The sequence below is a fragment of the Bdellovibrionota bacterium genome (assembly GCA_040386775.1).
GTDB lineage: Bacteria > Bdellovibrionota > Bdellovibrionia > Bdellovibrionales > JAEYZS01 > JAEYZS01.
Genome location: JAZKEU010000008.1, coordinates 273,904 through 292,750 on the forward strand (window position 1 = coordinate 273,904; position 18,847 = coordinate 292,750).

At 38.9% G+C, this 18,847-nt stretch carries 17 protein-coding genes; 5 read left to right on the plus strand and 12 right to left on the minus strand.

Annotated features, from left to right (window positions below; translation table 11 throughout):
• Positions 1-36: 36 nt before the first annotated feature.
• The 3 genes from guaB to miaB are packed head-to-tail and all read right to left on the minus strand — an operon-like array spanning position 37 to position 3,443.
• Positions 37-1,509 carry an IMP dehydrogenase gene (gene guaB / locus V4596_04260; protein MES2768337.1) on the minus strand — a complete coding sequence of 491 codons (1,473 nt, stop codon included), beginning with the start codon at positions 1,507-1,509 and terminating at the stop codon, positions 37-39.
• Entirely contained in the window at positions 1,510-2,052 is a 543-nt protein-coding gene (locus tag V4596_04265; protein ID MES2768338.1) for a gamma carbonic anhydrase family protein, read from the minus strand.
• Entirely contained in the window at positions 2,052-3,443 is a 1,392-nt protein-coding gene (gene miaB / locus V4596_04270) for a tRNA (N6-isopentenyl adenosine(37)-C2)-methylthiotransferase MiaB (protein MES2768339.1), read from the minus strand. The genes V4596_04265 and miaB overlap by 1 nt, the downstream gene beginning before the upstream one ends.
• 164 nt (positions 3,444-3,607) lie before the next feature.
• Here miaB and V4596_04275 point away from each other — a divergent pair, with 164 nt between their 5' ends.
• Both V4596_04275 and V4596_04280 read left to right on the plus strand, forming a co-directional pair.
• Complete coding sequence (locus V4596_04275; protein MES2768340.1) at positions 3,608-4,081, plus strand: hypothetical protein; 474 nt, start codon at positions 3,608-3,610, stop codon at positions 4,079-4,081.
• Positions 4,082-4,190: 109 nt separating this feature from the next.
• Positions 4,191-4,571 carry a hypothetical protein gene (locus tag V4596_04280; GenBank protein ID MES2768341.1) on the plus strand — a complete coding sequence of 127 codons (381 nt, stop codon included), beginning with the start codon at positions 4,191-4,193 and terminating at the stop codon, positions 4,569-4,571.
• Positions 4,572-4,650: 79 nt separating this feature from the next.
• On the opposite strand, the gene V4596_04285 is transcribed toward V4596_04280, so the two are convergent.
• Together V4596_04285 and V4596_04290 are read right to left on the minus strand one after the other, a co-directional pair.
• Positions 4,651-5,481, minus strand: a complete 831-nt coding sequence (locus V4596_04285) for a hypothetical protein (protein ID MES2768342.1) — start codon at positions 5,479-5,481, stop codon at positions 4,651-4,653.
• 83 nt (positions 5,482-5,564) lie between these two features.
• A complete protein-coding gene (locus tag V4596_04290) occupies positions 5,565-6,578 on the minus strand; it encodes a hypothetical protein (protein MES2768343.1) in 1,014 nt (337 codons plus the stop codon).
• A 153-nt stretch (positions 6,579-6,731) separates the two neighbouring features.
• Here V4596_04290 and V4596_04295 point away from each other — a divergent pair, with 153 nt between their 5' ends.
• The 3 genes from V4596_04295 to V4596_04305 are packed head-to-tail and all read left to right on the plus strand — an operon-like array spanning position 6,732 to position 9,261.
• Positions 6,732-7,907 carry a thiolase family protein gene (locus V4596_04295; GenBank protein MES2768344.1) on the plus strand — a complete coding sequence of 392 codons (1,176 nt, stop codon included), beginning with the start codon at positions 6,732-6,734 and terminating at the stop codon, positions 7,905-7,907.
• Position 7,908: 1 nt separating this feature from the next.
• Positions 7,909-8,604: a CoA transferase subunit A gene (locus tag V4596_04300; protein ID MES2768345.1), complete on the plus strand. Its 696-nt coding sequence runs from the start codon at positions 7,909-7,911 to the stop codon at positions 8,602-8,604.
• 3 nt (positions 8,605-8,607) lie between these two features.
• A complete protein-coding gene (locus V4596_04305) occupies positions 8,608-9,261 on the plus strand; it encodes a CoA transferase subunit B (protein ID MES2768346.1) in 654 nt (217 codons plus the stop codon).
• A gap of 263 nt (positions 9,262-9,524) precedes the next feature.
• On the opposite strand, the gene ccoG is transcribed toward V4596_04305, so the two are convergent.
• The 7 genes from ccoG to V4596_04340 form a co-directional block, all read right to left on the minus strand.
• On the minus strand, positions 9,525-10,925 hold the full coding sequence (ccoG, locus tag V4596_04310) for a cytochrome c oxidase accessory protein CcoG (GenBank protein ID MES2768347.1): 1,401 nt from the start codon (positions 10,923-10,925) through the stop codon (positions 9,525-9,527).
• Positions 10,926-10,927: 2 nt separating this feature from the next.
• The gene (locus V4596_04315; protein ID MES2768348.1) at positions 10,928-11,512 is read right to left on the minus strand and encodes a c-type cytochrome; all 585 of its coding nucleotides are present in this window, start codon (positions 11,510-11,512) and stop codon (positions 10,928-10,930) included.
• Positions 11,513-11,669: 157 nt separating this feature from the next.
• Entirely contained in the window at positions 11,670-13,784 is a 2,115-nt protein-coding gene (ccoN, locus tag V4596_04320) for a cytochrome-c oxidase, cbb3-type subunit I (GenBank protein MES2768349.1), read from the minus strand.
• Positions 13,774-13,935, minus strand: a complete 162-nt coding sequence (gene ccoS / locus V4596_04325) for a cbb3-type cytochrome oxidase assembly protein CcoS (protein ID MES2768350.1) — start codon at positions 13,933-13,935, stop codon at positions 13,774-13,776. Before ccoS ends, ccoN begins: the two co-directional genes overlap by 11 nt.
• Positions 13,932-15,995: a cation-translocating P-type ATPase gene (locus tag V4596_04330; protein MES2768351.1), complete on the minus strand. Its 2,064-nt coding sequence runs from the start codon at positions 15,993-15,995 to the stop codon at positions 13,932-13,934. Before V4596_04330 ends, ccoS begins: the two co-directional genes overlap by 4 nt.
• 152 nt (positions 15,996-16,147) lie before the next feature.
• On the minus strand, positions 16,148-16,819 hold the full coding sequence (locus V4596_04335) for a Crp/Fnr family transcriptional regulator (protein ID MES2768352.1): 672 nt from the start codon (positions 16,817-16,819) through the stop codon (positions 16,148-16,150).
• Positions 16,820-16,998: 179 nt separating this feature from the next.
• Complete coding sequence (locus V4596_04340; protein ID MES2768353.1) at positions 16,999-18,726, minus strand: DEAD/DEAH box helicase; 1,728 nt, start codon at positions 18,724-18,726, stop codon at positions 16,999-17,001.
• Positions 18,727-18,847 lie beyond the last annotated feature (121 nt).

An 18,847-nucleotide genomic window follows, 5' to 3' on the forward strand; every position in this document is an offset into this window, starting at 1 on the left:
TACCTTTGTTTTTGTCTTCGCAAAAAATTCCTCATGCTATTCTAATCTATAATTAGGTGCTTCTTTTGTGATTGTCACATCATGCACGTGAGATTCTTTTAGTCCAAATGGAGAGATTCTAACAAATTGCGCCTTCTCTTGAAGTTCAGCAACTGTGTTTGCACCTAAGTAACCCATGCCTGACTTTAATCCACCAAGAAGCTGATAAATGATTCCACTGGCACTTCCCTTGTAAGGAACTTTACCTTCGATGCCTTCAGGAACTAATTTTTCATTTTCATAAACTTCGGCTTGGCCATAACGATCTTTCGATCCTTCTTTCATAGCACCGATGCTACCCATCCCACGGTAAACTTTGTATGTACGACCTTGATAAAGAATTGTTTCACCAGGCGACTCATCGCAACCCGCCAGTAAGTTTCCAACCATGATGGTATTTGCTCCTAAGGCAATGGCCTTTGTTACGTCACCAGAATATCTGATGCCGCCGTCGGCGATCACAGTCTTACCCATTTTCTTTGCCACTTCTGCGCAATCCATCACTGCCGAAATTTGCGGAACACCAATTCCTGCTACTATTCTTGTAGTGCAGATACTTCCAGAACCCATTCCCACTTTGACCACATCAGCCCCTGCTTCAAAGAGTGCCTTAGCACCGTCAGCCGTTGCTACGTTACCTGAGATGAGAATAATATCTGGAAATCTTTTTCTTAAATATTTTGTCGTATCAATTACGTTTTTTGAATACCCGTGAGCTGTATCGATACAGATGATATCTGCACCATGAGTAACTAAAGCATCTGCTCTTTCGAACGCCTCAGGACCCACACCAATTCCTGCACCAGCAACAAGTCTTCCACGACCATCTTTTGTGGCCTGAGGATATTGCTTTGCCTTTTCGATATCTTTGATTGTGATAAGACCTTTTAAAATTCCATCTTTATCCACAACTGGTAATTTTTCGATTCTATGTTCTTGCAAGATATCTCTTGCCTGAGCGAGAGTTGTTCCCACTTGCGCCGTGACAAGATCATCTTTTGTCATCACGTCACCAATAAGTTGAGTCGTGTTGGTTTCGAATCTTAAATCACGGTTTGTTAGAATCCCAACGAGTTTTCCTTTTACCGTGATCGGAACTCCACTGATTCCATATTTTTTCATGAGATCGAGAGCATCTTGAACTTTTTTATCTGGACCGAGAGTTATAGGTTCTGAAATCATCCCACTTTCATATTTTTTTACTTTTTCAACTTCTTGAGCTTGTATATCGATCGGCATATTTTTGTGAATCACACCAAAACCGCCCAATTGAGCCATCACTCTTGCAACCTTATGGCCAGTCACTGTGTCCATCGCGGATGATATCAGTGGGGAGTTTAAATACAGATCTTTAGCAAAAAAACTTTTTGTTGAAATTTCTGTAGGAACCAATTCCGAATATTGAGGAATTAATAATACATCATCAAAGGTCAGTGCTAGTCTAATATCGTTCTTCGATAGGCTGGCCATTCAAATACCCTTTCCTGTTTGTTGGCTTGCTTCTGCATACCATGATTTATATAAAATATAATTTTGTTCTGATTTTTCTAGGAATGCCAATTCATCAGGCTTTAGTGGTCTTACCGCTTTTGCCGGGCGACCTAAAATCAACATCCCTTCTTGATCAAAGTTTGCTTCTTCTGTGATCAAGCTTCCAGCGCCAACGATACATCTTGCCGCAACTTTAGCCTTATCCATGATCGTTGTACCCATACCGATTAAACATCTATCACCGATCTCACAACCATGAAGAATCACATTGTGTCCGACCGTGACACCTTTTCCAATTGTAGTTCCGCACTTATTAAAAGTTCCATGAATCATGGTGCCGTCTTGAATATTTGTTTTATCGCCAATTCTAATGTGATGAACATCGCCTCTTAAAATAGCGTTAAACCAAATTGAAACATCACTACCCAGAACCACATCACCCACAACCGTAGCATTGGGAGCCAAGAAACAATTTTCGCCAATTTTTGGCGTGAATCCTCTTACCGTCATAATTGTCGCCATCAATTCCCTCTCAGCGTTGCGTACAAGGTTTGTGGTTTTGCTTTTTCAATTTTTACTCTGATCGTTTTTCCAATATAGTCTTTATCTATGATCGGAGTTTCATTCGTTACGTGAACCAACTGGTTTCTAGAGTTTCTTCCAGTTACGATTCCAGGATAATCATCATTTACTTTTTCAACTAAGATATCAAATTCTTGGCCTACGGCTTTCTGACAGCCCGTTGCTAGTTGGGCTTTATGTTTTTTAAATAAGCGATCGAGTCTCTCTGATTTTACTTCTTCTGGAATCTGATCGCCCCATCTTGCCGCTTTAGTGAAAGGTCTTGGCGAATATTTATAAGCATAGATTGTTTCAAATTCGACTTCATCGAGCAGCGAAAGTGTTTGCTGGAATTCTTGTTCTGTTTCACCAGGAAAGCCCACGATAATGTCCGTTGATAAACAAACTCCCGGAACATGATCTAAAATTTTTTTTACTTTATCGAGATATTGCTCACGCGAATAAACCCGGTTCATTTTATTTAAAACTTCCGTGCTTCCTGATTGAACTGGAAGATGAATATAATCACAAACTTTATCGCGATAATTTTTGTGAACCAACATTAAATCTTCATTGAAATCCTTTGGATGACTTGTTGTGTATCTAATTCTTTGAAGTTCGGTTTCATCAGTGAGCTTCATAAGAAGTTGCGCAAATGTAGTTCCGCACTCACCTAGATAGGAATTTACATTTTGACCAAGCAAAGTAACTTCCTTTACCCCACGCTCAGTTAATTTTTTAATATCATTTACGATGTCAATTGCAGGTCTTGACCTCAATCTTCCACGCGTGAAAGGCACTACACAGAAGGTACAAAAATTATCGCAGCCTTTAGTGATATTTACAAAAGTTGAAATCCCAGGATTTCGCACCATGTGTTCAACATTGTAGGGCTCGTTGTTATAAAATTGAGCCTTAACAACCTTTCCGTCGGTCGTTTGACCTTGGCTTAATATCTGTGGAAGTTCATCGATATTGTCTGGACCAAATACAAAATCAATCAAGGGCGATCTAGTTAAAAGCTTCGCCTTCTCTTGCTGGCCTACGCACCCACCAACACCGATCTTGAGCTTTGGATTTTTATTTTTAAGTTTATAGTATGAACCCACTTCAGAATGAACCTTATGAACGGGTTTTTCACGAACGCTGCAAGAATTGATGATGATAAGGTTTGCTTGTTCCGGAGTTTTAACTGGAGTGTAGTTTTGCATCTCCAGAAGTGAGTACATTCTTTCGGTGTCATTTTCATTCATTTGACAACCGTAAGTAGAGATAAACACACCATTCTCTACGGCCTGTACCGGCTGTTTTACCGTTTGATTTTCGGTAGAGTTTTGAGGTGTGTTTTCCATAAGTACCTATAGTATAAATTGTGTAAAAAAGTAAGGTATTTCCAGTTACTTCCCTGCTTTTTTAAAGCCAATTATTTAGTTATTTAAAATCAATTTTTTGTACGGTATATTAGGGTTTTAGTGGTGCACGTCTAAGTGTGTCAACAATCAAAAGGTGAAGTGAAATGGATCCACGCAGCTCAAGTTCCCAAAAGCATAAATATCAACCCGTCCCCAAAGACTTTTTAAAGCTTGTTAAAGAGACTTTTGAAGAAAAATACGCAGACTTTTTGAAGGATAAAACCCTTATTGTGGATGGCGCCATCTTCCCAGAAGAGCTTATTTTGGTTGTGGGCATAAAAAACAATAACGAGAAGATCAGACAGGTGAATTTCGAATCTTCTATGGACTATGAAAACGTAGACGATACTAAGGTTTTAGAGAAAATCCATATGAGTATCGATGCCTTGGACGCTATGTTTATAGAATATGTTGAAGCTAATGGCGATATTGAAATGCCAAAGCTCTGGACAGAATTCGAATTCGAAGGCCAAAAACTCTACCTAAAATCAAGCACAGATAACATAGAACTCGAAAAGGCCGCCGAAGAATTCTTGCGTCAACACGACACAAACTCCTCTGAAGAAACTATTCATTAATTACATCAAAAACAAAATACACCTACTGTAATTAGTTCTGACGCATTAGTTTTAAGTTTATACTCTTTAAAAAAGTACCTAGCCTCCGCTCAACAATAAAGGGGGCTTTATGCTAAAATTCGCTTTGGCTGCAATCGCAGTCGCTTTAATTTCACAAAACTCATTTGCTTTAGAATGTCATGGTACGGAACCATTCTGGGGAGCAACTCTAACCGAAGACAATCTGTCTTTACAGACGGTAGATATTGAGGGAGTAACTGAAACTAAAATCACGAAAGTTGCAGGCGCCGCAGGAATGGTTGAAGAATTCCTTCAAGTTTACTCTAACGAAGATGGTCCAGTTGCTGTAGTTAGAAAAACAGATTCATGCTCAAACGGAATGTCTGATGAAACGTTTCCACAAGAAATCATTATTCTTAGTGGAGATACAAATCTTTACGGCTGTTGCGGTGAACCATTGCCAGTTAACGACGGAGAGAATTCTAAGTAATCTCAATTTTAAGAATTTAAATAAAAAAGGCGCGGATTGTATCCAGCGCCTTTTTTATTTGTACTTTAAAGATTACGAATTAAAACGAGTCATCATCTCCGTCGCCGGCTGTTTGTAGACCTCTAACCTCGTCCATCAAGCCTTGATCGTCTTCATTTTCTGGTTGGTCAACATCAACGTCTTCAATTTCAAGCTCTTGAATTGCAGCTAAGAAGTGTTTTTCAGATTTTAAATCATCACGAATCATTTCAATATACTTATCTGGATATCTTAAAGTTAATTCTTCGATATATTTTTCGAGTTTTCCGTCTGTTAAAATTTTCTTTCTTAGTTGGATTTTTTTCCAAAGTTTTAAGTAATGGAAACGACAATATCCATCTACGATAGAAAGCTCATCACATTCTCTCATTTTACAATAGAGTCTACCTTCAGCGTCCCTAAGAGCAATTTCGACTTCACCTTCACCATCAGATTCGCCTAAAAGAGCTCTTAACTCTTCCATTTGTTCTGGAGTTTTGGTTTTAAGGTCCTCGTATTGAGCCACTTCATCATCGAAGTTGTCTTCATAGTCATCAAAACCTAGGTCGTCTTTTTTCTCTTTAGATTTTTTATCCGGCGATTTTTTATCAGCTTTTTTGTCTGCCTTTACCGGAGTTGCTGCGGCTACCGTTTTAGGTGTTTTTTTAGCAGCTTCTTCCTTTACAGCAGTTTTTGGAGCCATAACTTTTGCGACAGGAGCTTTAACAGGCTTTGCAGTTTTTACAGGTTGCTTGTTATTTTTCTGTGCCGCAGCCGCTGCTTTTGGAGCTGCTACTTTAGAATTAGGTGTTTTTGCTTTAACTGCAGGCTTTTTCTGGGTAGTTTTCTGCGCTGCAGCTTTCTTTTTGGGGTCTTTTTTAGTCTTTGCCATAGGAAAAAAATCCTAGGGTTGATTCACAAACCTGTCAACGAGTTCCTTCAGGTGTTGCACGAATAGTGCAGCCAGATGTGGGTTCAGAACGTATTTAGATTTACTCGTCCCGCTTCGCCAGTGATCGAAATTCTTCCTGATTCTCCGCCACGCAAAGTTCCTTTAAGAGTTTTCGTTGCTCCATACTCATCTTTGTTTAAGTAACTAGGAGCCTGGAACTGACCTTCTGATAGAGCAAAGTAAACTTGAGCACCACTAGAAGACGGCACCGAAAGCTTAATGTTTGCATTCTTGATGGTTGCCTTAAATCGAGCAGGATTTGTAAGTTTTGCCGTAATTATAGCTTGGTCAGAAACACCTTCGATTGCACCTTGGAAAGATACTAAATCTAGCTTTCCTTGATCCGCATCGAACTTAAGAGTTCCACTTGAACCCTCAACTGTTGTCGTACCGGATTTAGAATTCAAATTCACATCGCCATTCACTCCTTTTAAAGAAGAATTGCCATTGAAATTTGTAACATCTAAATTCCCTTCGACTCCTGAAAAAATAAGTTTTCCATCAAACACGTCCGCTTTTAAGCGGCCAGAGTGTTTAGTAACATCCAAATTTCCTTTTACCATATTCACTTTAAATGGTGCCGCTGTATTCTCTAGAGATACGGAACCATTTTCCAAAACAACATGTGTCGCCTGCTTCCATCCATTGATTGAAACCTTACCTACTCTCGAATTGATATTGAGCTCTGTTGAAGGGCCTCGAAGGATCATGTAGTAGCGGTATTGAGTTTCTAGTTTTTTATCTACAAATACTTTTGAGGGATAGTTACAAATAACTTTAATTGTTTCTTTGATCGCATCTTTTTGAACAGAAATATTCCAGTCTGTATCAGTATTCGCCTTAGTTCCGTCAAAAACTTGTGTGCCGACTTTCAAGTGCGGTGTTGATCCATCATGAATAACTTTGATATCAATATTCAAACATTGAATATCGATTTGAGTATTTTTGATATTTTCAAAAGTTGTAACATTTTGTGACTTTTGTGCAAAACTGACTGCTGTAAATAAAGTTATTAGCGCAGTAAAAAATGTATTCATAAAACCTCAATCCGTTATATTCAGCCCAACACGATACCAATATCATTATTTAGAGGTATGTGTCATTGATAAATCTTTCTTGCCCCTGCTCTACAAGAGCAATATTTTTATCTCAATTGATTAATAGCTCAGTGGTGAGCTTTGGAGGAACATATGAAAGAAGTTGTAATATTATCTGCTCAACGTACGGCCATTGGCTCTTTTATGGGAAGCTTGTCATCTGTTCCCGCTCCCAAGTTAGGTGCTGCCGCAATAAAAAAGGCACTCGAAGTAGCTAAGATTGCAGGCGACCAAGTTCAAGAATGCATTATGGGAAATGTACTTACGGCAGGAGTTGGCCAGGCGCCAGCAAGGCAGGCCGCTATCTATGCAGGTCTTCCGCAATCTGTAGAATGTTTAACGATCAATAAAGTGTGTGGTTCAGGATTGAAAGCCGTAATGCTAGCCAGTGATTCTATCCGTGCTGGAAATGCAGATGTGATCGTGGCGGGCGGACAAGAAAATATGTCTCTCGCTCCTCATCTTCTTGAAAACGTAAGAAACGGATACAGAATGGGCCCATCACAATTAACAGACTCCATGATCAAAGATGGTCTCTGGGATCCCTACAACAATATGCATATGGGAAATTGTGGAGAGATTTGCGCAAAAGAATTTAACTTTACACGCGAAGCTCAAGATCAATTTGCCATCGATAGTTATAAAAATGCTCAAGAGGCTTTAAAATCTGGCGCTTTCAAAAATGAAATTGTTGGTGTAGAAGTTCAAGCCGGAAAACAAACTGTACTCGTGGACTCTGACGAAGAACCTACAAAAGCTAAGTTTGATAAAATCCCAGAATTAAAACCTGCCTTCGATAAAACCGGAACGATCACCGCGGCCAATGCCTCTAAATTGAACGATGGTGCTGCTGCTCTTGTTATTGCTTCTGGAGATTATGCAAAGTCTAACAACCTAAAACCAATGGCTAGAATTGTCTCTTACGCATCCTTTGCCCAAGATCCAAAATGGTTTACGACTGCACCAGCCGGAGCAATCAAAAAAGCTTTAACAAAAGCTAATCTCAAAGCTACAGACATAGACCTCTGGGAAATCAACGAAGCTTTCGCCGTTGTTACAATGGCTGCAATTAAAGAATTCAACTTAGATCCTAAAAAAGTAAATGTGAATGGCGGGGCGATTGCTCTGGGTCATCCAATTGGAGCAAGTGGTGCGAGAGTTCTTACAACTCTTCTCCACACTCTCGAAAAGAAAAATCTAAAGCGCGGTCTAGCAACACTTTGTATTGGTGGCGGCGAAGGTGCCGCACTTATCGTAGAAAGATTATAATATGGCAGCAACGAAAGTTTACAAAGACGCAGAATCAGCACTTGAAGGCGTAAAAGACGGAATGACTATCCTAGTGGGTGGCTTCGGTCTTTGCGGAATTCCTGAAAATTTAATTACAGCACTCAGAGACACGGGAGCAAAAAACCTCACCTGTGTTTCCAATAACGCAGGCGTGGATGATTTTGGTTTAGGACTTTTGCTTCACACAAGACAAATCAAAAAGATGGTTTCCAGTTACGTTGGAGAAAATAAAACTTTTGAAAAACAATATCTCTCAAAAGAATTGGAATTGGAATTTGCCCCACAAGGAACTCTTGCCGAAAGACTTCGTGCAGGCGGCGCCGGTATCCCTGCTTTCTACACACCCACTGGTGTGGGAACCTTAGTTGCTGAAGGCAAAGAGATTCGTGAATTCAACGGACGTCCTTATGTCCTTGAAAAAGGAATCACAGGAGATTTTGCACTAGTTAAAGCTTGGAAGGGCGATAAGTTCGGAAATTTGATTTTTAGAAAAACTGCTAGAAACTTTAATCCTATGATCGCAACAGCTGGAAAAATCACAGTTGTTGAGGTTGAAGAGTTGGTAGAAGTTGGAGAACTTGAGCCAGATCAAATTCACACCCCTGGTGTTTACGTTCAACGTATCATCCAAGGTCCTTCATACGAAAAACGCATCGAACAACGAACAACAAGGTAAGTCATGTTAACTAAAGAACAGATCGCACAAAGAATTTCAAAAGAAGTAAAAGACGGCTTCGTTGTAAACTTAGGTATTGGTATTCCAACTCTAGTTGCGAATTATATTCCTGAAGGGATGACTGTCTATTTACAAAGCGAGAATGGTCTTTTAGGAATGGGTCCTTTCCCTTCCGAAAAAGATGTGGATGCCGACCTCATCAATGCCGGCAAACAAACAATCACCACTGTACCAGGAGCAAGTTTCTTTTCATCAGCAGATAGTTTTGCGATGATTCGCGGGGGTCACGTGGACTTAACAGTTCTCGGTGCTATGCAAGTAGACGAAGAAGGCAACATCGCAAATTGGATGATTCCTGGAAAAATGGTAAAGGGCATGGGCGGAGCAATGGATCTCGTTGCCGGCGCAAAACGTGTGATCGTGGCCATGCAACACGTAGATAAGTCAGGCGATATGAAACTCGTTAAAAAATGCACTTTGCCCTTTACAGGATTGAGATGCATTCATCAGATCGTCAGTGACTACGGAGTTCTTGACGTTACGCCAGAAGGTTTTTTACTCAGAGAGTTCGCTCCAGACTTATCTGTTGACCAAGTTGTGAAAGCCACTGCGGGTAAAATTAAAGTAGCTTCTGACGTTAAGCCTATGAAGCTTTAATCTTTATTAATTAATAGGGTATGCAAAAGAATAAGTTTGCTTTGCTTTGCTTTTGCGAAGCAAATTCTAGATGCTGTAGAATAAATATGAACGCAAAGAAAAATAAAATACTTAGGAAGATCGGTGCAGTTTTAGATTTTTTTGTATTCTTCTTGATTAAAAAGTAACTAAATATTCCTACAATAAAGCAATGAGAGCTTGCAATAATCGCAAGCAGCGGGACAGACAAAAGGCTCCAGTAGAAATCCAATCCTTTAAATATATCAGTAAGGTCCGACAAGAGTTAATTCCTTTAAGATTTGAGTATTCTTATTATTGATCCGAATATCAATTCGCAAATCTTTTTTAATACTTCCCCCAGACTCTCTAATTAAAGCCGTGGAAAATTTTGCGAAGAAATGAATCTCCCGACTTGTATTGGGATTTAGCATCAGATTATTTTGAGGAAGTACCAATTCGATATCTGAACTTATCTGAGCAAATATTATATCCGAACTTTGATTATGCATATGAAGTTTAAAATGATTCAACACTCTGTCTTCCCCATTCTCTTTTATTAGAGAGTAAGGTGCCTCTTTGGCCTTAAGTACACTCACCATAAGAGGATCTCTAGACTGAACAAAATAAATTAGCAATGTGCTCATTAATAAAATTACAAATAGGTATGCAAGCACTCTGGGTCTAAGTATTTTATTTCTTACTGAAATATGAGTTTTACTTTCAATTTCAAATTCTGAACTATAGCGTATAAGACCTAAGGGTTTTTTAACCTTTTCCATTATCTCATCGCAAGCATCAATGCACGCTGTACAACCAATGCATTCCATCTGGATTCCACGCCGAATATCAATACCCGTTGGACAAACTTCAACACAACGATTGCAATTGACACAATCGCCCTGTTTTTCTTTTGATATATTCGGATCTTTTCTAGGCTCACCACGATTGTAATCATACATAACTGACAGGGATTTTTTATCCATCAATACAGCCTGTATACGCCCATAGGGACACGCGATAATACAAAATTGTTCTCTAAACCAACCAAAATTAAAAAGTAATACTAAAGTCATTCCCATTACGATTGTAAAAGCCGTCCAGTTTTCTTTTGGTGTGCCGGTCATCATTCCAATCAAACGATCTGATCCGACAAAATACGCTACAAAGGAGTGTGCTATGACAGCGGACACAACAAAATAACAAAGCCACGTTAAAGAGACTTTTAATATTTTTTCTTTATGCCAAGGCTCTCCTGATAATTTTCTTCTTTTTATATAATTACCTTGTATCCAAGCTTCAATTCTGCGGTAAATTCCATCTATAAAAACAGTTTGAGGACAAGCCCATCCACACCAAACTCTACCAAAAAGAGCCGTCACAAAAGCCAGGCTAATGGTGCCAACAGCCAGTACCAAAAAAATCAACGGAGCATCATGGGCTTTAAACAAGATTCCAAAGAGATGGAAAGTTCTGTTTGGTATATCAAATAAAAATATTTGAATCCCATTCCATTTCAACCAAGGTAAAATAAGAAAAAATAAAATTAGCGCGACTTCGACAATATTTCTATGTCTTCTAAAAAAACCTCTCACCTCAGCCGGATAAAGGAAAATACGATTTCCTTTATTGTCTGTAGTAGAAAGTCTTTCGTCGCCTAAGGACATAACTAATCCTTATACTCTGTCCCCTCTGAAGCCTTTGCTCCAGCAGGATTAGTACCTTTTAATGATTTAATAAACGCTACCGTCGCAATTTGTTCCTCAGGGCTCAAAACTGCTTCCCAAGGCACCATACCTTTTTCAGGTACACCTTTTTGAATGACATGGAGTATGTCTTTTGGTTTATCTCCATGGATCCAGAAGTTATCTGTCATATTGGGACCGATGAGCCCTTGCCCCTTATCGCCATGACACATAAAACACTTTTCGGCATAAATTTTTTTTCCAACCTCTATATTTTTTGTATCTTTAATGAGTTCGTCCAAATTTGCAAAGGCATCCCCACCGCCACTCGAGTCCACATCGAGAGTTTTAATAACCGCTAATTCGCCAGCTAACTCCTGATCTGTTGATGGCCCATCAAAAATTTCGTAATACCCGTAATATAATACTCCGTAGATGACTGTAATTACAAAAATAGCTACCCACCAATTCGGCAAAGGATGATCGTGTTCAACAATACCATCATAATGCTCATTTAGAATCTTCGCGTCTTTATTGTCTAGATTATTTTTATCGTTCTTATCACTCATGACTCATTTTCCTCTAATGGAATTTTTGACATAACATCGTAATATTCATCCTTAATTTTGTAGACCTTGATAATCATCACGACAAAAAAGACAAAAAATATAACTAGACCAATCAGGGTCAACCACGTGTCTGTGAAATATGCCAAACCCTCTTGCTTCATTTTTTCTCCTTTTGTCCAAGAGACTGTAGGTATGCTATCAGCGCAATAATTTCTTTCTGCTCAAGCTTATCTACTGCAACGCCACTGGCTTTTAAATTTTCTGCGATGGATTTTGCTTGTTCTTCAGCATCAAGATCAGCCCTAGAAAGCTCTTCATCTGTATACGGAACCCCTAGGCTCTTCATGACAGATAATTTTTTTCTCAAAACTAAGAAATCTGTTTTGTTTTTAGCTAACCAAGGATACGCCGGCATAATTGATCCCGGAGTGACAGCTCTTGGATCAATCATATGACGGTAATGCCATAGGTCTGGATATTTTTTCCCAAGGCGAGAAAGGTCAGGGCCTGTTCTTTTTGATCCCCACTGAAACGGTCTATCCCACATTGACTCTTCGATAGTAGATGCATTTCCATATCTTATTACTTCAGCTGGTAATTTTCTGATCATTTGAGAATGACAAACATAACAGCCTTCTTTGATATAAAGGTCTCGCCCTGCCAGTTCCAATGCTGAGTACGGATCAATCACCTTTATAGGATCAACATATTTATGCAAAGAAAGTGTCGGTACAATTTCAATGACTGAACCTACAGCAATTGCAATGAATGAAAGCACACTGAATAAAAGTCCCATGCCCTCTAATTTTTTGTGCTTAGTCCCTGTTGTATTATCAAATTTAATTACCTTTGCTGCTAAAAGCTCTGCCTTCTCTTTTTTAGGAGCCGCCTGAATTGTCTTATAGATATTGTAAGCTAACAAAATAAATCCAGCTAAATAAAACGCTCCACCAATTGCACGCACCCAGTAAAGAGGTACAATTCTTGTTACAGTTTCTACAAAATCTGGATATACTAATTTCCCTTTTTCATTCAGTGCCAACCACATCAATCCTTGCGTGATTCCCGCCGTAACCATAGATATGTAATATAAAAGTATCCCTAGTAAGCCCAACCAGAAGTGAACTGTCGCCAATTTCACGCTATGTAATTTTACATTCCATAAACGAGGAACTAGATAATAGATCATGGCAAAAGTAAGGAAACCATTCCATCCCAATGCACCACTATGAACATGGCCGATAATCCAGTCCGTGTAGTGACCGATTGCGCTTACGGATTTAATGGATAAAAGAGGACCTTCAAAAGTTGCCATCCCATAGAATGTTATCGCTGCAACCATAAATTTAATGATCGGATCATCACGGAGGAGATGCCATGCGCCTCTCAAAGTCAAAAGACCATTGATCATCCCACCCCAACTTGGTGCCCATAGCATAAGTGAGAAAACCATACCCAATGTTTGCGCCCAATCAGGCAAAGCTGTATAAAGCAGATGATGAGGACCTGCCCAAATATAAATAAAAACTAAAGACCAAAAGTGTATAATTGAGAGTCGATATGAATAAATCGGACGATTCGCCATCTTGGGCATGTAATAATACATGAGTCCTAAGAACGGCGTTGTTAAAAAGAATGCAACAGCATTGTGACCATACCACCACTGAACGAGTGCATCTTGAATACCCGCATAAACAGGATAACTTTTTAAGAATGTCACTGGAAGTTCAATCGAGTTCACAATATGCAGCACTGCTACGGTAATGATCGTGGCAATATAAAACCATATAGCAACATACATATGCTGCTCACGGCGTTTTTTTATAGTCCCAAAAAAATTAATTGCAAAAACAACCCAGATCAATGTGATTGCAATATCAATAGGCCATTCGAGCTCTGCGTATTCCTTGGATTGAGAATAACCTAGCGGTAGCGTAATTGCTGCAGCTACAATGATTAGCTGCCAGCCCCAAAAATGAATTCCACTTAAAACATCCGAAAACATTCTGGTTTTAAGAAGCCTTTGAGATGAATGATAAATACCTGCAAAAATCGCATTTCCTGCAAAAGCAAAAATTGCAGCATTGGTATGAAGAGGTCTAAGCCTTCCAAAAGTAATATACTCGCTATTTAAGTTGAACGGCCAATAAGCTAATTGCAGTGCTGCCAGTAAACCAAAGAACATGGCTGCTCCTGCCCATACCATCGTAGCTAGTAGAAATTTCTTTACGATATCATCATCGTAAGAAAAATACTCGTAGTTATCCTTCATGCATCTCTCCTTTTTCATCATCATTGAGCATTTTTAGAGCAGGCGTATCCAAATCATCAAATTGACCAGAACGATTGGCCCATAAAAAATAAATTAAAAAAACAAAACCCAAAAGCAAAGCTAAAGGAATAAGTATGACCAGAATATTCATCTCACTCCTCTCAAAGTATTTAGCAAAATTACAACCGAACTGATGGGCATTAGAATAGCAGCAATCAATGGATTGATTGCTCCTGTCAGAGCAAAATAGCCGGCAACAAAATTATAGAATAGAGATATTCCCAAGTTAGTGTAGATTGTAGAACGAACTCTTTCAGAGAGATTAAATAAAAAAGAAATTTGACTAATCCCACTCTTCAGAAGGTAAGCATCACTGCTGTCAGCGCTCATCTGCACGGAACCTTGCACTGAGATTCCGATGTGCGCCGATTGCAAAGCTAAGACATCATTTAAACCATCACCCACCATTAAAGCAGGATGATATTTTCTTACCCAGTCTTTTTTCATATCTGGTGTTTGATCATAGAATACATTTTCGATACCGCATTCGCCGGCAACTTCTTGCGCAACGAGAGAAGTATCTCCCGTTAATAAAAATATATTTTTATCTTTACTTGCAAGCCTTGAGATTTCAGATTTGCTATCCATTCGAACTGAATCTTCAAAATATACTGCCAACACAGGTTCGTTATTTTTGTATAGAACCGAGGACATTCGCTCTGAGTCTACATTTTTAAGAAATCTATATGTGTCATCGTTCCATTGCGCTTGAATTCCTATGCCAGGAATTTCATAAGCAGAAATCTTTAAATCAGAATAATAATTGATATATTTTTTCCTTAGAGCAAAGGCTATCGGATGCTGAGAAACCAGTTCCATATTGAGCACAATATTTATGAGGTGCGGATCATAAGGCACTGTTCGCTGTACGCTGATCTGCCCATGTGTGAGGGTGCCTGTCTTATCAAAAAAAATATTTTTTACTTGTAAAAGTCTATCAAAAATATCTTTTTTATAAACAAGTATACCTGCTTGATTTGCTCTGTACACTCCTAACAAATAAGCGAGTGGCGTACCTAAAGCCAAAGCACAAGGACATGCAACGATCAGCAAAGCTAACGATCTCTGAAAAGCTTGAAAAGAATCAACCTGAGCAAAGTAAATTCCAAAAACTATCGCCACTGTAAAAACAGATAAAATAAAGTAATGTGAAAATCGATCCGTAAAGTGCACAAACTCACTTTTAGTCTTTTTTATATCTTCTAATTTTTTTTGAAAATTACAAATTCTGCTATTCTTATAAGTTTCAAGGACCTCAACTGAACACTTACCGGATATTAAAATTGCTCCGGATTGTATAATCATATTTTTTTGATAGTCTTTTGGATATGTTTCGCCTGAGATCAAAGACAAATTCCATTCTGAAAAATCAGAAGATATTTTTGATTTCACAGGTAAAGCTTGACCTTTTGTTAAAGTCAGTTGATCTCCCACCAAAAGAAACTCTTTCTTTTTTGATCCTTCATAGTGTGTCAATTGATATGGATGATTCAATCCAAAATCTGTATCTGAATATGTAGCAATAAAGTTTTGCTGAAGCTTATTCAAAAGATATCTAGCAGATAAAATAAGAAATATAAAACTCGCAGTAGAGTCATAATAGAGATGATCGTACTCTGCTTTAAAAAGATTCCACGTTGAAAATGCAAACCCCGTGATTAGCGCAACAGTTATAGGTAGATCAATACTTAATGACTTTGCCTTAAACGAGCGCCACGCATTTTTGTAAAAATCCTGCGCTGAGTAGATCATAATTGGCAAAAATAGAGCAAACGCCAGATATGAAAAATAATGTTTATACTCTGTCTCAACCCCTGAGTACAAAGGCACTGTCGCCAGCATTATATTTCCAGCGCAGAATCCTGCAACACCCAGCTTACTCAAATGCTCTCGATTGGACCTCTTGTTGGCCTCAAAAATTTCTGCTTTGTCCTCTAAAAACTCAGCCTTAAAGCCTAACTTTTTAATATAATCTACGACTTCATTTGGAGTTGTCTGTTGATGGGTTTGGATTTCTACAAGCGACTGTCCAAAATAGACATGCGCAGACTTTACTTTGTCATCGTAGTTAGAAAGGTTCTCTAACTTCTGAATGCACATACTGCAAGTGATGCCACGAACATGAATGAGGTACTTATTATCAGCTTTCAATTTCCACCAATTTAAATTGCCAACTCATACCTAAAAACTACTCAAAACAAGTGGTGGACCTACTTTGGATATAGCTTTAGATAAGAGCGGCACCTTCAAGTCTAGTAGAGTCCTCACTTTAAAATATGATCCAGATCATGTTTTAAATTTTATTAATATTCTTTAGAGATATTGGATATAGCCTGATCATCGGCAATTCGAATGAGACGCCCTTCTTGATGAATAAATCCTTCGCTTTCAAAATGCGCAAGAGTTCTCATTACTGTTTCTGGAGTTGTGCCAATCCATTCTGCAATGTCTTTACGAGTCCATTTGGACTCCGGCAATTCATTTTTAAAATATATCAAAGCTTCAGCAACTCTACTCTTAACAGGTTTAGATATGATTGAGGTCATCCTATCTTCAGTACTGTGGATCTCTTTAGAGACTTGCTTTAGAATACTCAAAGCAAGGTCTGGTTCTTTAGCCATTAGTTCTTTGACAATATTTTTCGGAATGAAGCAAACCTCACTGTTTTCCTGAGCGACAGCCGTAGCGTGGTATTTTTCTTCCGCGAATAAGGCTCGATAGCCAAGCATTTCTCCGGCTTTATGAAATCTCAGGATAACTTCATTTCCCTCTTCATCTATGTGATTTAACCTAATGATACCATTATCGATACAGTAAAGACCTTGAGGGCTATCACCTTCACGAAAAATAGTTTCACCTTTTCTATATGTGACGTGCTTTTTGTTCTCGTTTAAAAAATTTAAATACTTTTGCTTTAAGTTACAAAAGTGCGAATTTGAAAGACTAGCGCAATTTCCGCAATCATCTGATTTCATATCAACCACCAATATGATTACTATCCTCCTCAAATTTGACGAACTCAAAAGGTTTAATAAAATTTAAAAATTAAAATGTAGCTTTATGAATTCGGAGCGCAGCGCGATGTAAATGTAGGGTAAAAAAAAGCCCCAGCTTGAACCGGGGCTTTCTTAATATCAAATCTTAAAATAAATTATTATCTACGCGGTCTGCTACGTTCGCTGCTTGCGCTGCGAGGTTTGCGTGCGCCACTAAATGAAGATCTGTCACCTTCTTTACGGGGCTTGCGTTCTGAGCGTTCTGCTCTTTCGCCTCGGTCAGCAGTTGCCGCTCTTGCAGGTCTTTCGCTACGCTCCGGTCTATCCGCACGATCAGCTCTTGGACCTCTACGTTCAGATCTCTCACCGCGATCATCTCTCACGTCAGCTTTGTATCCACCGCCGCGATCATCGCGTCTTCCATATCCACGGCTGCCGCCCTCTCCACGATCGTCACGTCTTCCGTATCTTCCGCCGCCGCCACCGCCGCGTCTTGATCTGCTCACTCCGCCACCAGTTCCGCTTCCACGGTTACCAGCACCAAGAGTTAATGGCTGAATGTCTTTTTGGAATAATAGATCGCTATAATCAGCAATTAACATTGCCGCCAAAATTTCATTAGGAGTTTTTTCTTTGATTGCAGAGACTGAATCTTCAACCATTTTTAAAGCTTTATTGAATAAGAATTCGTTTTCAGTCGCCTTAACCAAGTTTTCTTGAATGCTTGCGATTTTTTGTAGAGCTAATTTTTGACCAGATGGAATTTCTAATTTTTCCATTTGAACTTTCAATTGGCCTTGGATTCTGTGCATGTCTCTCACTTCTTGATTAGAAATGATGTTGATTACAGTTCCAGATTCACCATTTCTTCCAGTTCTTCCGATTCTATGAGTATAAGTGTCTACAACCCACGGCATAGTGTAATTGATCACGTGAGTTAACTCTTTAATGTCGAGTCCTCTAGCTGCAACGTCAGTTGCAACTAGAATTCTTACAGCGCGCTTTCTAAATCTTGCCAGTGTAGTTTCTCTTTCTTGTTGAGTTCTATCACCATGGATCGCTTCTGCAGCGAATCCTCTTTCAGTAAGGATTCTTGTAAGAGTTGAAACCTGAGATTTCATTTCACAGAAAATTAGACCGTAGAAATTGTCGTCTGCTTGAAGAATACGAGTTAAAACTTCCGCTTTATCTCTTTCTGGAACAGCAATGTACATTTGCTTAACGTTGCTATTAATTTGATCTTCTTTTTTGATTTCTGTTGTTTCAGTTACTTTTAAATAGCTATTCGCAATTTTTGAAACTTGTGAGCTCATTGTTGCTGAGAATAACCATGTTTGTGGGTGCGTCTCTTGTCCTTTAGTCGCTTCTAATATGAACTCGAGGTCATCTTTAAATCCACGAGAAACCATTTCATCAGCTTCATCAAGCACAACCACTTGTACGTTAGCTAGTGACAATGCTTTTTTCTCGATGAAATCAACTAGTCTGCCTGGAGTTGCAACAACGATGTGCGCTCCTCTTTTTAGACCACTCAATTGTGTCGAGTAGCTAGCGCCACCGTATACAGTTACAACTTTGATATTTTTTTGACGACCGAAGTTTTGTAATTGAAGTGATACCTGTTGAGCCAATTCTCTTGTTGGGCTCAATACCAATGCTTGAATTGCATTTTTGTTTGCATCAATCTTTTCGATGAGAGGCAATCCAAATGCTGCTGTCTTTCCTGTTCCTGTCGGAGCAAGACCTACGAAATCATCTTTTGATTTTAAAAGTTTTGGAATGGTGTTCACTTGAATTGGTGTTGGAGTTGTAAACTGCATTGTCAGCAAGTGTTTTACAAGTTCAGGATTTAATCCTAGATCAGAGAAAGTCATTGTTTGGTTCACAGGTAGTCCCTTATAGATTTTTGAATGTGAGTTTTTCTTATCAATTTCAGATGAAGTGCACTATATAGCTTTTCGCGTTAAAATGCTAAAAATAAAGGACTATTGTAAATATTATGGGATG

Coding starts and splice junctions, on each gene's coding strand:
- V4596_04305 (MES2768346.1), top strand. CDS start 8,608: ATGTTAACTAAAGAACAGATCGCACAAAGAATTTCAAAAGAAGTAAAA.
- ccoN (MES2768349.1), bottom strand. CDS start 13,784: ATGAAGGATAACTACGAGTATTTTTCTTACGATGATGATATCGTAAAG.
- V4596_04285 (MES2768342.1), bottom strand. CDS start 5,481: ATGGCAAAGACTAAAAAAGACCCCAAAAAGAAAGCTGCAGCGCAGAAA.
- ccoS (MES2768350.1), bottom strand. CDS start 13,935: ATGAATATTCTGGTCATACTTATTCCTTTAGCTTTGCTTTTGGGTTTT.
- V4596_04290 (MES2768343.1), bottom strand. CDS start 6,578: ATGAATACATTTTTTACTGCGCTAATAACTTTATTTACAGCAGTCAGT.
- V4596_04300 (MES2768345.1), top strand. CDS start 7,909: ATGGCAGCAACGAAAGTTTACAAAGACGCAGAATCAGCACTTGAAGGC.
- miaB (MES2768339.1), bottom strand. CDS start 3,443: ATGGAAAACACACCTCAAAACTCTACCGAAAATCAAACGGTAAAACAG.
- guaB (MES2768337.1), bottom strand. CDS start 1,509: ATGGCCAGCCTATCGAAGAACGATATTAGACTAGCACTGACCTTTGAT.
- V4596_04275 (MES2768340.1), top strand. CDS start 3,608: ATGGATCCACGCAGCTCAAGTTCCCAAAAGCATAAATATCAACCCGTC.
- V4596_04335 (MES2768352.1), bottom strand. CDS start 16,819: ATGAAATCAGATGATTGCGGAAATTGCGCTAGTCTTTCAAATTCGCAC.
- ccoG (MES2768347.1), bottom strand. CDS start 10,925: ATGTCCTTAGGCGACGAAAGACTTTCTACTACAGACAATAAAGGAAAT.
- V4596_04265 (MES2768338.1), bottom strand. CDS start 2,052: ATGGCGACAATTATGACGGTAAGAGGATTCACGCCAAAAATTGGCGAA.
- V4596_04280 (MES2768341.1), top strand. CDS start 4,191: ATGCTAAAATTCGCTTTGGCTGCAATCGCAGTCGCTTTAATTTCACAA.
- V4596_04315 (MES2768348.1), bottom strand. CDS start 11,512: ATGAGTGATAAGAACGATAAAAATAATCTAGACAATAAAGACGCGAAG.
- V4596_04295 (MES2768344.1), top strand. CDS start 6,732: ATGAAAGAAGTTGTAATATTATCTGCTCAACGTACGGCCATTGGCTCT.